The organism is Salmonella sp. HY31 (genome assembly GCF_042604575.1).
Taxonomy (GTDB): domain Bacteria; phylum Pseudomonadota; class Gammaproteobacteria; order Enterobacterales; family Enterobacteriaceae; genus Salmonella; species Salmonella diarizonae.
Genome location: NZ_CP170479.1, coordinates 1498178 through 1512396, shown reverse-complemented (window position 1 = coordinate 1512396; position 14219 = coordinate 1498178). Strand labels below are relative to the sequence as shown.

Annotated in this window: 11 protein-coding genes; 3 read left to right on the top strand and 8 right to left on the bottom strand. The window is 52.8% G+C overall.

Annotated features, from left to right (window positions below):
- Positions 1–3: 3 nt before the first annotated feature.
- Genes napA through napF form a run of 3 tightly spaced genes read right to left on the bottom strand, consistent with a single transcriptional unit; the run spans position 4 to position 3231 of the window.
- Positions 4–2490: a nitrate reductase catalytic subunit NapA gene (gene napA, locus ACE15A_RS07015; protein ID WP_023248468.1), complete on the bottom strand. Its 2487-nt coding sequence runs from the start codon at positions 2488–2490 to the stop codon at positions 4–6.
- Positions 2487–2750 (bottom strand): chaperone NapD, encoded by a 264-nt coding sequence (gene napD, locus ACE15A_RS07010; protein ID WP_053507744.1) that lies wholly within the window; start codon positions 2748–2750, stop codon positions 2487–2489. The genes napA and napD overlap by 4 nt, the downstream gene beginning before the upstream one ends.
- Positions 2740–3231, bottom strand: coding sequence for a ferredoxin-type protein NapF (napF, locus tag ACE15A_RS07005; RefSeq protein ID WP_023248470.1), 492 nt, complete (start codon positions 3229–3231; stop codon positions 2740–2742). The genes napD and napF overlap by 11 nt, the downstream gene beginning before the upstream one ends.
- A 412-nt stretch (positions 3232–3643) precedes the next feature.
- On the opposite strand from napF, the gene eco reads away from it, so the two are divergent.
- Entirely contained in the window at positions 3644–4138 is a 495-nt protein-coding gene (gene eco, locus ACE15A_RS07000; RefSeq protein WP_053507833.1) for a serine protease inhibitor ecotin, read from the top strand.
- A gap of 174 nt (positions 4139–4312) precedes the next feature.
- Here eco and ACE15A_RS06995 read toward each other — a convergent pair whose 3' ends face one another.
- The 5 genes from ACE15A_RS06995 to ACE15A_RS06975 all read right to left on the bottom strand — a co-directional run bounded on the left by ACE15A_RS06995 (position 4313) and on the right by ACE15A_RS06975 (position 10131).
- Positions 4313–5956 (bottom strand): multidrug ABC transporter permease/ATP-binding protein, encoded by a 1644-nt coding sequence (locus ACE15A_RS06995; protein ID WP_053507745.1) that lies wholly within the window; start codon positions 5954–5956, stop codon positions 4313–4315.
- A 75-nt stretch (positions 5957–6031) separates the two neighbouring features.
- Positions 6032–6682: a DNA oxidative demethylase AlkB gene (alkB, locus tag ACE15A_RS06990; protein ID WP_023248473.1), complete on the bottom strand. Its 651-nt coding sequence runs from the start codon at positions 6680–6682 to the stop codon at positions 6032–6034.
- Positions 6683–6684: 2 nt separating this feature from the next.
- A complete protein-coding gene (gene ada, locus ACE15A_RS06985; RefSeq protein WP_044136400.1) occupies positions 6685–7746 on the bottom strand; it encodes a bifunctional DNA-binding transcriptional regulator/O6-methylguanine-DNA methyltransferase Ada in 1062 nt (353 codons plus the stop codon).
- Positions 7747–7826: 80 nt separating this feature from the next.
- A complete protein-coding gene (gene apbE, locus ACE15A_RS06980; protein WP_053507746.1) occupies positions 7827–8879 on the bottom strand; it encodes an FAD:protein FMN transferase ApbE in 1053 nt (350 codons plus the stop codon).
- 115 nt (positions 8880–8994) lie between these two features.
- Positions 8995–10131, bottom strand: coding sequence for a porin OmpC (locus ACE15A_RS06975; protein WP_023248476.1), 1137 nt, complete (start codon positions 10129–10131; stop codon positions 8995–8997).
- 726 nt (positions 10132–10857) lie between these two features.
- Between ACE15A_RS06975 and rcsD the strand changes: the two genes are divergently transcribed.
- Positions 10858–13527 carry a phosphotransferase RcsD gene (gene rcsD, locus ACE15A_RS06970; RefSeq protein WP_053507747.1) on the top strand — a complete coding sequence of 890 codons (2670 nt, stop codon included), beginning with the start codon at positions 10858–10860 and terminating at the stop codon, positions 13525–13527.
- A 16-nt stretch (positions 13528–13543) separates the two neighbouring features.
- On the top strand, positions 13544–14194 hold the full coding sequence (gene rcsB / locus ACE15A_RS06965; RefSeq protein WP_001061919.1) for a response regulator transcription factor RcsB: 651 nt from the start codon (positions 13544–13546) through the stop codon (positions 14192–14194).
- Positions 14195–14219 lie beyond the last annotated feature (25 nt).

Here is a 14219-nt window from a genome sequence, read left to right as displayed (position 1 = left end):
GCGTTACACCTTCGCCAGTTTAACGGCGCACTTCTTGAAGTCCGTCTCTTTAGAGAGCGGGTCCGTCGCATCCAGCGTCAGGTTGTTCACTAGCTGAGCGGCATCGAAGAACGGCATATACACCAGTCCCTGCGGCGGACGGTTACGTCCACGCGTTTCGACAATCGAAATCACTTCGCCGCGGCGGGACGACACTTTAACCTTATCGCCACGACGCAGATCGCGCGCTTTCGCATCCAGCGGGTGGATAAAGACCACCGCTTCCGGGAAGGCACGATGCAATTCAGGCACGCGGCGCGTCATACTGCCGGTATGCCAGTGTTCCAGCACGCGACCGGTGGAAAGCCACAGATCGTACTCGTTGTCCGGCGACTCCGCCGCGGGTTCAAATGGCAGCGCGAAGATCACCGCTTTGCCATCCGGTTTACCGTAGAATTTGTACCCTTCGCCCGCGTTTACATACGGATCGTTGCCTTCGCTGTAACGCCATTGCGTCTCTTTGCCTTCGACGACCGGCCAGCGCAGACCACGCGCATTGTGGTAATCGTCGAACGGCGCCAGATCGTGACCGTGGCCGCGTCCAAACCAGGCGTATTCTTCAAACAGCCCTTTTTGCAGATAGAAGCCCACTTCTCGGGATTCGTCGTTTAACTGATCCTCTTTCAGCTCGCTCAGCGGGAATTTACTGACCGCTGGCGTGGCGAACAGAACGTCATACAGCGTTTTACCGCGCAGCTCCGGCTTCTGGGCCAACAACGCCTCCGGCCAGACCTCCTCAGTTTTAAAACGACGGGAGAACTGCACCAGTTGCCAGAGGTCGGATTTGGCTTCGCCCGGCGCTTTAATTTGCTGACGCCAGAACTGCGTACGACGTTCGGCGTTGCCATAAGCGCCTTCTTTCTCAACCCACATGGCGGTCGGCAGGATCAGATCCGCAGACAGCGCGCTCACCGTCGGGTAAGGATCGGAGACAATGATAAAGTTACGCGGATCGCGCCAGCCCGGCATCCGATCTTCATTGATGTTCGGCCCGGCCTGCATATTGTTATTACACATTACCCAGTAGACGTTCAGCTTGCCGTCTTTCAGCGCGCGATCCTGCGCCACCGCGTGTAAACCCACTTTTGCCGGAATAGTGCCAGTGGGGATCTGCCAGTGTTTTTCGCAGATATCGCGGTGTTTTTCGTTCGTCACGACCATGTCTGCTGGCAGACGGTGTGAGAAGGTTCCCACTTCACGTGCCGTACCGCAGGCGGAAGGCTGGCCGGTCAGCGAGAAGGGACCGCAGCCAGGCTGGGAGATTTTTCCGGTCAGCAGATGCAGGTTGTAGACGAGGTTATTCGCCCACACGCCGCGAGTATGCTGGTTAAAACCCATCGTCCAGTAAGAGATCACTCTCTTATTCGGATCGGCGTAGAGCTGCGCCAACTGTTCCAGTTGATCTTTCGGCACGCCGGTCATTTCAGCCGTCTTGTCCAAAGTATATTCCGCCACGAAGGCTTTATACTCGTCGAAGCTCATCGGCTCGGAAGCGTCGGAGCCCGGATTCTTCGCCGCTTTTTCCAGCGGGTGCGTCGGGCGTAAGCCGTAGCCGATATCCGTCGCCCCTTTACGCAGATTCACATGCTTTGTGAAGAAATCCTGATTTACCGCGTTGTTCTGAATAATGTAATTAGCGATATAGTTAAGGATCACCAGATCGCTTTGCGGGGTAAAGACAATACCGTTGTCCGCCAGTTCAAAGCTACGGTGCTGGAAGGTGGAGAGGACGGCGACCTTCACGTTCGGGTCGGACAAACGGCGGTTAGTGATGCGCGACCATAAAATCGGGTGCATCTCCGCCATGTTGGAACCCCACAGCACAAACGCATCGGCCTGCTCAATATCGTCGTAGCAGCCCATCGGTTCATCCATACCAAAGGTGCGCATAAAGCCCACCACCGCCGAGGCCATGCAGTGACGCGCATTCGGGTCGATGTTGTTAGAGCGGAAACCAGCCTTGAACAGCTTCGCGGCGGCATAGCCTTCCCAGATGGTCCATTGACCAGAGCCAAACATGCCGATCGCTTCTGGTCCTTTCTCTTTCAGGGAGGTTTTAAACTTCTCTTCCATCACATCGAAGGCGTGTTCCCAGCTCACGGGCGTAAACTCGCCGTCTTTGTGATAGTTGCCGTCTTTCATGCGCAGCATCGGCTGCGTCAGACGATCTTTACCGTACATGATCTTGGGCAGGAAGTAGCCTTTAATGCAGTTCAGACCACGGTTGACCGGCGCGTCGGGATCGCCCTGGCAGGCGACCACACGGCCCTGCTGCGTTCCCACCAACACACCGCAACCCGTTCCGCAAAAACGGCACGGCGCTTTATCCCATTTGATGGCTTCCTGCTGCCCGACAACGGCGCGGGCGACGCCCGGCACGCTCAGACCGGCAGCCGCCGCAGCGGCCGCAACGGCGTTAGCTTTCATAAAGCTACGACGACTGAGTTTCATGGTGTTTCCTCACCTTGCTCATCCTGCTGGTGATAAACCAGCGACACCGCCAGTACGCCCTCAACATTACGTACTGACTCAATTGTTTGCATCAGCGCTTCGCTCTGATCTGCTTCCACCACCACGATCAGTTGCCCACTTTCAACATCGCTTAACGCGACTTCGCAACCCGGCAACGTCTTCAACTGTGCGCCAATGGCGGCGATATTCTGACTTTTGGCCTGCACGACCAGACTACAGACCTGCCAGTTAGTGTGCATGGGGGTTCTCCGCTTTGATGGCTGACACGGGACAGATAGCCACACACGCCCCGCATCCGTTACAGGCCTGCGGGTCAAGCTGCGGCTGGTAAATGCCGGATAATGTGGGACGAAAAGTAATGGCCATAGGTTCACAACTGTCCTGGCAACGATGGCATTCAACCGATTGCCTGGCGAGGCAGTTTTCTGTGAGCGTAAAAATCAGATCCCAGGCCCTGGTGTGGCGCGGAAGAAAAAGAGATTCGGTACAGGCTTGCGCGCAGGCATAACAAAAGCTGCACTCGCCCTGTTTGAAATTTACGCTCGGATATCCCCCCGCCCCTCGCTGCAGGATGTCGGTCTCACACGCCTGGATGCAGGCGTCGCAACGCAGACAATGTGCGAGAAAATAGGTCGTTTCTCTGGCCCACGGCGGAAGAATCCCATTGCTGGCGTTGCGCCAACTGCCGGTCAACATGCTTCGACGGGATAAATCAGCCATGATATCGCCCTTCCATAACGACACGCTTCCATAGGGGTGAATAACAATAAAAACCGTACAATTTATGAGTGGTTATTTTTGTAAATAAGATATTTCAGAATGTGTAAGAGATGCATACCCCGATAGAGGTAAATGCTGTTGCCGGATCAAAAGAGTGTTGGGTAAGGGCCAGTGAACGTGCTTTTTCTCTCATTTCAATGAGTTATATAGATACTTATATAACGAAAATCACAAACAGCCAATAATATCACTTATATTGATACTATCAGAATATTCCACTGGATAAAGAGACCCTATTTTATTAATAATCTTTAAAGTATGAGTAAATACAGATTAATAGATAATATGAATGTGTTAGTCTGTCGCCCGTGCATACAGAAAACAGCAGAAAGGAAATACTGTGAACAATAAAATGAAGATGTTTGTCCCTGCCGTCGTCTTCGCCGCCCTCGCCAGCGCTTCTGCCTGGGCTGCCAATGGCGATACCGCCCAGCCGCTGGAGAAAATCGCCCCCTATCCGCAGGCGGAAAAAGGAATGAAGCGGCAAGTGATTACCCTTCCCCCACAGCAGGATGAATCTACCCTCAAAGTAGAACTGTTGATTGGTCAAACACTGAATGTGGATTGTAACCAGCATCGACTCGGCGGCAAGCTGGAAACAAAAACGCTGGAAGGCTGGGGCTATGACTATTATGTCTTTGATAACGTCACTTCTCCGGTATCGACCATGATGGCCTGCCCTGAAGGTAAGAAAGAGCAAAAATTCGTCACCGCCTGGCTGGGTGAAGATGGGATGCTGCGCTACAACAGCAAGCTGCCGATCGTGGTATATACCCCGGCGAATGTGGACGTGAAATACCGCCTCTGGAAAGCGGACGCTAACGTACAGAACGCCGTAGCGCGATAATGTTATGCTGCCCGGTCACGCTTACCGGGCATCTGAACGCTCCGGCTCACGTAGCGCTGCGGGGTTCTTTTTAAAACACTTCTGGAAACCCGCTCGCCCGCCGCAGAAAAATAACTTAATGCCTGATGGCGACGCGCAGCGCCATCAGGCAGTTCATCCGGCGTCATAGTCGCATTACGCGGTACGCGCTACCGCATCACGCGAGGCGGCGTCACGTTCTTCGCCGGTGAGTTCTGTTAGCTGTCCGTTACGCATTTCAAGCAGACGATCGGCGTGAATAAAATAGTGATCATCATGGCTGATGGCGAAAATGGTTTTCCCCATTCCCTGCATTAACGGCAGCAGTACCTGATAAAACTCCCGGCGGAAATGCGGGTCCTGATCGGCGGCCCACTCATCCAGCAAAATAATATCGCGCTCTTCCGCCAGCGCCAGTAGTAGCGCAATGCGTTTTTTTTGCCCTTTCGACAGGTTAAGATTCAAAATGCGCCCGTCGTTTAGTTCCAGCTTGTGCGTCATTTTCAGGTGCTCAAGCCACTTATCGACCAGCGCGGGATTCGCGGGTTTCCCCTGCGGCCCCAACAGGCGGTCGAATAACCAGACATCGGTGAACACCGCAGAAAACAGTTTGCGATAATCTTCCGGTTGCCCGGCGGCAATAGGTTGACCATCAAGTAAAATCGTTCCCGATTGCGGCTGATACAAACCGGTCAATAGCATGGCCAGTGTCGATTTCCCGCTACCGTTGCCGCCAATTAAAAACAGCAATTCGCCGCGGTGAATCGTCAGGTTGATGGGCCCCACGGAAAACGCGTTATCCTGATAGTGAAAAACCACGTTGCGCAGCTCCAGCGTCTTCCAGTCCGGAAAGGCTTTCGGCTGCGGAAAATCAGGCTTATACGGGGCGAGCGCGAATTTATTCAGTTTATTAAACGCCACCTGGGCGGTCAGTAGCGTTGGCAACGCCCCCACCGCAGACAGTAGCGGCGTGCGCAGGAACAGCAACGTCAGTGAATAGGTCGCCGCGACGTTGGTATCCGCCCAGCCGAGACTATTCGCCATCCAGAAGACCAGGCCTATCGCCCCCAGCATCATGATATTCGACCAGTTGACGGCGCTCAGGTGAAAAGTATCGGCACGGATAATGTGATGACGGTACTCTTTGGCGTCCGGGGTATAGCATTGCTGAAAAATCTGCTCTGCGCGCTCGCGGTTTAGCGTCAGCTCCTTGCGTCCTTCCAGCACTGTCTGATAGTCGTTGTACAGCTTATCTTCGGTCTCGCGCAGGGTCGCCATATGCTGGTAAACCCGCGCCACCAGCACGAATCCGCCCCAGATAGTGACAGCCATCCAGATAACCGTAACCAGCAGCATTTTTGTCGACAGCATCGCCAGATACGCCGCCGAACCGACGGTGAGGATAATGCCCTGCACCAGCTCAGGCAGACGCACAAAGGCGATAGTAATATTGCGAATATCGCTGGTCAGACCGGCCAGTAAAGAGGCGCTGCCCAGTTGTTCAATACGTTCAACGTGCGTATCCAGAATACGCTTGATAAATTCGCTGCGCAGGCGGTAAACGAAATGGTGTCCCAGAGTGGTTAGCGCCAGTTGGGAACCTAATGTGACGATCATTAGCAACAGGAGCAGACCGAGAAATTCCGGCAGCACCATGACTGTGGTATCCACCGTTTCAATCAGGCGCTGATTGATAAACGCGATCAGGCCAATGCCCAGCGCCGCGCTGGCGAGGCTCAGCGCCATCACGCTAATAAATGGCCAGCGGTACTGCCGCCAGACAAGAATAAGAAGTTCCATGCATACAACCCGGACCGATAATAACAGCCCGCAGTTTAACTAACTCCACCTGCACAGCAATAATAATTCTTATTTTTATTCTTTTTCAGCCGCCTGACGGAAGGTGAGATTGTAACGAAATTCACCTGTCATGGGATGAAAGCCCGCTTTAAGCGGCTGGATACCATGATAAAACAGCCGGGACTCGCCGCCCCAGACTACGATATCGCCATGCTCCAGTAAGATCCGCTGGAGCGGATCGCTGCGACGCAGGCCGCCAAACTGAAAAACGGCCGGTACCCCCAACGAAACTGAGACGATAGGCGCGCGCAGATCCGGCTCGTCTTTATCCTGATGTAAAGACAGCTTTGCGCCGGGCGCGTAGCGATTGATCAGGCAGGCGTCCGGCTGGAAGCTCTCATACCCCGCTGCGATCGCCGCCTGACGACATACGCTGGCAAACGATAACGGCAGCGCAGGCCAGGGTTTATCGGTCAACGGATCGCGCACAGAATAACAATAACCGTGATGATCGGTGGTCCACCCTAACCCGCCGCAGTTGGTCATCGCCACCGACATGGTGTAGCCGCCCGGCGTCACCATCTGACGAAACGGAGACTGACTGGCGACAAACCCGATATCGTCTAACAGCGACTGCGCCGCGCGAAAAGCAAAACGGCGCAACACCACCGCGCCAGGTGCCAGCGGCTCTTGCCAGGGCACTTCATCAGTAAATAGATCCAGCATCGCTACTCCTCTTTTTGCGCTTCTCGCTTTAATAGCTGCGCTTTTCGACGCACACCCCAGCGATAACCGGAGAGCGCGCCATCGCGGCGCACGACCCGATGACACGGGATCACCATCGCCAGTTTATTCGCGCCGCACGCGCTGGCGACCGCGCGCACTGCCGTGGGTTTGCCGATAGTCGCGGCAAGCTGTTGATAGCTCACCGTTTCACCGCAGGGAATCGCGCGTAACGCTTGCCAGACCTGCTGTTGAAACGCGGTTCCCTGGATATCCAGCGGCAACGAGAGCAGCACATCGCGTGTGTTGATAGCCGCGACAACCTGCCGCACCCGTTGCTGAAAAGGCGCGTCGGCAGGTTCGTGGCGGGCCGCCGGGAAAAGGGTGTGTAATTCAGCCAGTAGCGCATCATCGCTATCACCGGGGAGAATCGCGCAAATCCCCCGCTCGCTCTCCGCCACCAGACACCGTCCGTAAACCCAGTCCGTCAGTGCATAGCGAACGGAGACATTATCGCCACCTTTGCGAAACTGTTTTGCCGTCATGCCCAGCGTTTGGTCGGCATGACGGTAGTAGCTACTGCTATCCGGGAAGCCGGCGCGGTAAATAGCCGCCGTGACCTGCTCTCCTTTCGCCAACGCCTCACGCAGCCGACGGGCGCGCCACGCCTGCTGCCACTCTTTCGGCGTCATTCCGGTACTCGCTTTAAACAGACGGTGCAGATGAAACGGACTCATCGCCACCGTCTGCGCCAGGGATTCCAGAGTCACCGACGCCTCCTGCTCAAGTAAACGGCAGGCGCAGGCAATCTTATCCAACCGCCGTTGCTGCGCGCGCGCGTTATCCGGCTGACAGCGCTTACAGGGACGAAAACCGGCGTCCAGCGCCTGCTGCGCGTTGGCAAAAAAGCGAACATTTTTGCGTAACGCCCGTTTCGAGCGGCAAGAGGGACGGCAAAAAACGCCCGTGGTTCGCACCGCAAAAACGAAACGCCCATCCGCGCTGGCATCGCGCGCCAGCACCCGTTGCCAGCATTCATCATCGGTGAGTAACGCTTTTTTCATCATAGACTCCTTCATTAAGCATAGTGCTTGCTTACATGCAGTGTGTCCGTAAATCCGCCCACAAAAACCCGCAATCTTGCGTTTTAATTCTTATCGCTCACCAGAAACGTTTTGAACTGCGGCGACATCCAGGTTGTAAAGCCTTCGCCCTCTTTCATGATCATAAAGACCGCCAGTCCTTCCCGCCGCACGACCTCTTTCGCCTTTTTCGTACCGAGCACCATCAGGCCGGTGTCCCAGCCGTCTGCTTCCAGCGCCGTTGGCGCGATGACCGTGACCGATACCAGGTTATGTTCAATGGGGCGTCCCGTTTGCGGATCGATAACGTGTGATACGCGCTTGCCATCCAGCTCATAATAGTTGCGGTAGCTGCCGGAGGTACTGATACCATGCCCGTTGATATCCACAATCGCTTGTACCGCGTTTTCCCGGTCGGTCGGTTTCTGAATCGCGACACGCCACGGCTGCCCCTGCGCATTCATCCCGCGACTGCTTAATGCGCCGCCCACCGAGACCAGATAACGCGCGATGCCCTCCTGCTCCATCAGACGCGCCAGATGATCCGCCGCATAGCCCTCCCCGACCGTTGAGAGATCAACATAAAGATCCGGCAGATCTTTTTGCAAAAACTGATGTCCGGCCCTGTCGATAACCTGCAAATGCTGCAGGCCTGTTTTCGCTTTTGCCGCATCGATTTGCGCTTGTGTTGGGATATGCAGCGGCTGCCGATCCGGCCCAAATCCCCACAGATTGACCAACGGGCCCACGGTGATATCCATCGCGCCATCCGTCTTCGCGCCAATACGCAGCGCCGAGGTCACGATATCCGCCATGGCTTCATTGACCGGCCAGGGCGCAAGACTGCGTGAATGGTTAAAACGCATCAGCGCGGAGTCTTTTTTGTAAGTAGAGAGCAACTGATCGTCAGCATCAAGCTGAGTCTGGATTTTCGTCTGTAACTCTGCGGCGCGTTTCGCATCGATGCCAACCACGCTCACCCGCCAGACGGTGCCCATCGTTTTACCTTCCAGCACCTGAGCGGCAGGTGACGTTGTCGTCGTTTGGGGAGCCTCGTCGCAACCCATGAATAAAAAAGTGGTCGCCAGAAGCACGGCCCGGCAAAATTTCATTTTCATCGCTGATTATCCTCATTCGAATGGACGCAAGCGTATATCAAAACGTCGTATTTGTACGCCGGAATAAGGTATGAAAAAAGGGCCCGCAGGCCCTTTAGCAACATCTTTTTGCTGATTAGAACTGGTAAACCAGACCCAGCGCTACGATGTCGTCGGTGTTGATGCCCGCATCGCGGGTAAAGTCGTTTTTATCCAGCAGGTTGATTTTGTAATCAACATAGGTGGACATGTTTTTGTTGAAGTAGTAAGTCGCGCCGACATCAACGTATTTTACGATGTCCTGGTCGCCATAGCTGGCGCCGTAACCGTTGCTGATGTCCTTACCTTTAGACTGCAGGTAAGCTACGGACGGACGCAGACCAAAGTCGAACTGGTACTGAGCTACGACTTCAAAGTTCTGCGCTTTGTTGGCAAAACCGTAAGAGGTAGACGGGCTGCTGCCGTTAGAGGTACCAAAACGGGTCGCGTTATAGGTCTGAGAATACTGCGCCGCCAGATAGACGTTGTTCGCATCGTATTTCAGGCCGCCGGTGTAGACCGTAGCGCGATCGCCGTTACCATACAGGCGAGCGTTAGCGGTGTTGTTCTGATCGGCAGTACGTTTAGACGTGGTGATAGCGCCACCAACAGAGAAACCTTCGCCGATTGCATAAGTCAACGATCCGCCGTAACCGTCGCCGTTCTGGTTCAGCAGGCTGCGACCGCTGGTATTTTCACCGCTCACGCTGCCGTTTTTGCCCTGATACTGCAACGCGAAGTCCAGGCCATCCACCAGGCCGAAGAAGTCGGTGTTACGGTAGGTCGCGTAGCCGTTACCGCGCTGCTGCATAAAGTTGTCAGCACCGTAGGTGTCGCCACCGAATTCCGGCAGAACGTCGGTCCAGGAGGTCACGTCATAGGTTACGCCGTAGTTACGACCATAATCGAAAGAGCCTGCGTCAGCGAATTTCAGACCCGCAAACGCCACACGCGTCCAGGAGTCGTTGCTGCCTTCAGTCTGGTTGCCCTGAATCTGATATTCCCACTGGCCATAGCCGGTCAGCTGATCGTTAACCTGCGTTTCGCCTTTGAAGCCGATACGCATGTAGGTCTGATCACCGTCGCTGCCTTTGTCGTCAGAGAAATAGTGCAGGCCATCTACTTTGCCAAACAGATCTAATTTGTTGCCGTCTTTATTATAAATTTCAGCCGCATTCGCTGCGCCCGCCACCAGCAGAGCCGGTACCAGGAGGGACAGTACTTTAACTTTCATGTTATTAACCCTCTGTTATATGCCTTTATTGCTTTTTTATGCCACTGCTTACTGGTTAACCCCCATTAACCAGTCGGCAAGTCCATTCTCCGCAAAAATACAGAATAATCCAACACGAATATGATACTAAAACTTTTAAGATGTTACAGTTATCCACATACATGTTTCAAAATATGAATTTTACGGAACTTTTTTAAAGCAAAAATCAAGTTAAAATAAGCACAAATAGATAAAATATATTTGCAAGTCTTTTAAAATCAACAGGTTAAATTCATAAAATTCATAGCACTGAATGATAAAACAGAATCTTCATTCGCAACTAAAATAGTGACCGCTATCATCATTAACTTTATTTATTACCGTCATTCATTTCTGAATGTCTGTTTACCCCTATTTCAACCGGATGCTTCGCATTCGGTTTTTTTTACGCTTTTTTACACAAAATCGACTGTTCTATGCTACCCGCCTAAAACTATCACGGTTATTCACTACTATCTTCCCTTCAAGCTGTTATCCATTATCAAATAATTTCTTGATATTTAGTGCTAAATAATTATAAGCCATCTTTATATTTGTACCGCCCCGAGAATATTGTACGCTTTTCCCGCTACACCGACAGAGCGCGTGTTAAGTTGTCCGGCATGACGTAAGAGTCTGGAAATTCATTCATTACCCTTTATACTGCCCTTTCACCTTCAGCGTTGCTTTTACAGGTCGTAAACATAAATGAGTCAGTCTGACACAACGGTCTCTACCCGATTCTCCCTTCTACCGGGAAGCATTACCCGTTTCTTCTTATTGCTGATCATTGTGCTACTGGTAACGATGGGCGTTATGGTACAGAGCGCCGTCAACGCCTGGTTAAAAGACAAAAGCTATCAAATTGTCGATATTACCCACGCTATTCATAAACGCGTAGATACCTGGCGGTATGTCACCTGGCAAATTTATGACAACATCGCCGCGACCACTACGCCATCGACAGGTGAAGGGCTTCAGGAAACGCGTCTGAAGCAGGATGTGTACTATCTTGAAAAGCCGCGGCGTAAAACTGAAGCGCTGATTTTCGGCTCCCATGACAGCGCCACGCTGGAAATGACGCAGCGTATGTCAACCTATCTTGATACGCTGTGGGGCGCGGAAAATGTACCGTGGTCAATGTATTACCTCAACGGACAGGATAACAGCCTGATTCTTATCTCCACCCTACCGTTGAAAGATCTCTCTTCCGGCTTTAAAGAGTCCACTATTGGCAATATCGTCGATTCCCGTCGGGCAGAGATGTTGCAGCAGGCGAATGCGCTGGATGAGCGCGAAAGTTTCTCCTCATTACGAAAACTGGCCTGGCAAAACGGTCACTATTTTACGCTGCGCACGACCTTCAATCAGCCGGGACATCTGGCGACCGTGGTGGCGTTTGATCTGCCCATTAATGATTTAATTCCGCCGGGAATGCCGCTGGACAGTTTTCGAATCGAGCCTGACGCAACCCAGGCAACGGGACGAAACAGTGAAAAGGAAGCGCCTGATAGCGTCAGTATTAGCTTTAACGGTTCAAAAATTGAGATCTCCTCAGCACTGAACTCTACCGGAATGCGCCTGATCTGGCAGGTGCCATTCGGTACGCTTTTGCTTGATACGCTGCAAAATATTCTGCTGCCTTTACTGCTGAACATCGGGCTGCTGGCGTTAGCGTTATTTGGCTACGCCACGTTTCGCCATCAGCCGGGACGGACGACGGAATCAACATCCGGCAGCGCGGCGAATAACGAGCTTCGCGTCTTACGCGCCATTAATGAAGAGATCGTTTCTCTGCTGCCGCTGGGTTTGCTGGTCTACGATCAGGAAGGAAACCGCACCGTGATCAGCAATAAAATCGCCGATCATCTATTGCCGCATCTCAACCTGCAAAATATTACCAGCATGGCGGAGCAGCATCAGGGCGTGATTCAGGCGACGATTAACAACGAACTGTATGAGATCCGTCTGTTTCGTAGCCAGGTCGCTCCCCGCACGCAGATCTTTATTATTCGCGATCAGGACCGGGAAGTACTGGTGAATAAGAAGCTTAAACAGGCGCAACGTCTGTATGAGAAGAATCAGCAGGGGCGCGCCGCCTTTATGCAAAATATCAGCAACACGCTTAAAGAGCCCGTACGCCAACTGGCGGTTAACGCCGCAGCGGCCACCACGCCGGAAAGCCTGAAACTGGTGGATCAAGCGGATGTTTTGGTACGTATGATCGATGAAATCCAACTGGCGAATATGCTGGAAAATGACGCATGGAAAAGCGAAGCAACGCTGTTCTCCCTTCAGGATCTTATTGACGAAGTCGTGCCGGAAGTGCTGCCCGCCATAAAGCGTAAAGGGCTGCAACTGCTGATTAATAACCACCTTAGCGGTACCGATGAGCGCTGGGGCGATCGCGATGCCCTGCGCCGGATTTTGCTATTGTTGATTCAGTACGCCGTTACAACGACCGCTATGGGTAAGATTACGCTTGAAGTTGAGCAGGATGAATCTATCACGGAGCGTCTGACTTTCCGCATTCTGGATACGGGCGAAGGCGTAACGTTAAACGAGATTGATAATCTGCATTTCCCGTATATGAATGAAACTCAGGGCGATCGTTACGGCAAAGCGAATCCGCTCACGTTCTGGCTATGCAATCAACTGGCACGCAAACTGGGCGGTCATCTCAACATTAAAGCGCGAGAAACGCTAGGCACGCGCTATACCGTTCATGTCAAAATGCTTCCTCACGATCAGCATACTCAGGTCGAAGAGCGCCTGCTGGACGACGTCAGCGTGATGGTCGATGTGACATCCAACGAGGTCCGCGCGATTGTGCTGCGTCAGTTAGAAAACTGGGGCGCCACCTGCATCACGCCGGATGAACGGCAGATAAGTCAAGAATATGATCTCTTTTTAACGGATAATCCGTCTAATCTTACTGCCTCCGGCTTGCTTTTAAGCGATGATGAGTCAGGCGTGCGGAAAATTGGCCCGGGCCAGTTGCGCGTCAACTTTAATATGAGCAATGCTATGCAGGAAGCTGTACTACAACTTATCGAAGAGCAACTGGCGCAGGAAGAGATTCCCGCCTCCCCGCTCGGCGGAGATGAAAATGCCGAGCTTCATGCCAGCGGTTATTATGCGCTATTTGTAGACACAGTACCGGATGATGTTAAGAGGTTGTATACTGAGGCGGCAACCAGCGATTTCGCTGCGCTGGCCCAAACGGCCCACCGCCTGAAAGGGGTGTTTGCCATGCTTAATCTGGTACCCGGCAAGCAGTTATGTGAAACGCTGGAACATCTGATTCGTGAGAAAGATGCTCCAGGTATAGAAAAATATATCAGCGACATTGACGCCTACGTCAAAAGCTTGCTGTAGCAAGGTAGCCCAATACATGAACAATATGAACGTAATTATTGCCGATGACCACCCGATTGTACTGTTCGGTATTCGCAAATCACTTGAACAAATCGAGTGGGTGAATGTTGTCGGCGAATTTGAAGATTCCACAGCATTGATCAATAACTTGCCGAAATTAGATGCGCATGTATTGATCACGGACCTCTCCATGCCGGGAGATAAATACGGCGATGGGATCACCTTGATCAAGTACATCAAGCGTCATTTTCCGAGCCTGTCTATTATCGTTCTGACCATGAACAACAATCCGGCGATTCTGAGCGCCGTGTTGGATCTCGATATTGAAGGGATTGTACTCAAACAGGGTGCGCCGACCGATCTGCCTAAGGCGCTGGCCGCGCTGCAAAAAGGCAAAAAATTCACCCCGGAAAGCGTTTCTCGTCTGCTGGAGAAAATCAGCGCTGGCGGTTACGGGGATAAACGCCTGTCGCCAAAAGAGAGCGAAGTATTACGCCTGTTCGCCGAGGGTTTCCTGGTCACCGAAATCGCCAAGAAGCTCAACCGCAGTATTAAGACCATCAGCAGCCAGAAGAAATCGGCGATGATGAAACTGGGCGTAGAGAATGATATCGCGCTGCTCAACTATCTCTCTTCCGTCACTCTGAGTCCGACAGACAAAGAATAAATCGCTTTCAGGTTACTATGCCTGA

Coding starts and splice junctions, on each gene's coding strand:
- napA (WP_023248468.1), bottom strand. CDS start 2,490: ATGAAACTCAGTCGTCGTAGCTTTATGAAAGCTAACGCCGTTGCGGCC.
- napD (WP_053507744.1), bottom strand. CDS start 2,750: ATGCACACTAACTGGCAGGTCTGTAGTCTGGTCGTGCAGGCCAAAAGT.
- napF (WP_023248470.1), bottom strand. CDS start 3,231: ATGGCTGATTTATCCCGTCGAAGCATGTTGACCGGCAGTTGGCGCAAC.
- eco (WP_053507833.1), top strand. CDS start 3,644: ATGAAGATGTTTGTCCCTGCCGTCGTCTTCGCCGCCCTCGCCAGCGCT.
- ACE15A_RS06995 (WP_053507745.1), bottom strand. CDS start 5,956: ATGGAACTTCTTATTCTTGTCTGGCGGCAGTACCGCTGGCCATTTATT.
- alkB (WP_023248473.1), bottom strand. CDS start 6,682: ATGCTGGATCTATTTACTGATGAAGTGCCCTGGCAAGAGCCGCTGGCA.
- ada (WP_044136400.1), bottom strand. CDS start 7,746: ATGATGAAAAAAGCGTTACTCACCGATGATGAATGCTGGCAACGGGTG.
- apbE (WP_053507746.1), bottom strand. CDS start 8,879: ATGAAAATGAAATTTTGCCGGGCCGTGCTTCTGGCGACCACTTTTTTA.
- ACE15A_RS06975 (WP_023248476.1), bottom strand. CDS start 10,131: ATGAAAGTTAAAGTACTGTCCCTCCTGGTACCGGCTCTGCTGGTGGCG.
- rcsD (WP_053507747.1), top strand. CDS start 10,858: ATGAGTCAGTCTGACACAACGGTCTCTACCCGATTCTCCCTTCTACCG.
- rcsB (WP_001061919.1), top strand. CDS start 13,544: ATGAACAATATGAACGTAATTATTGCCGATGACCACCCGATTGTACTG.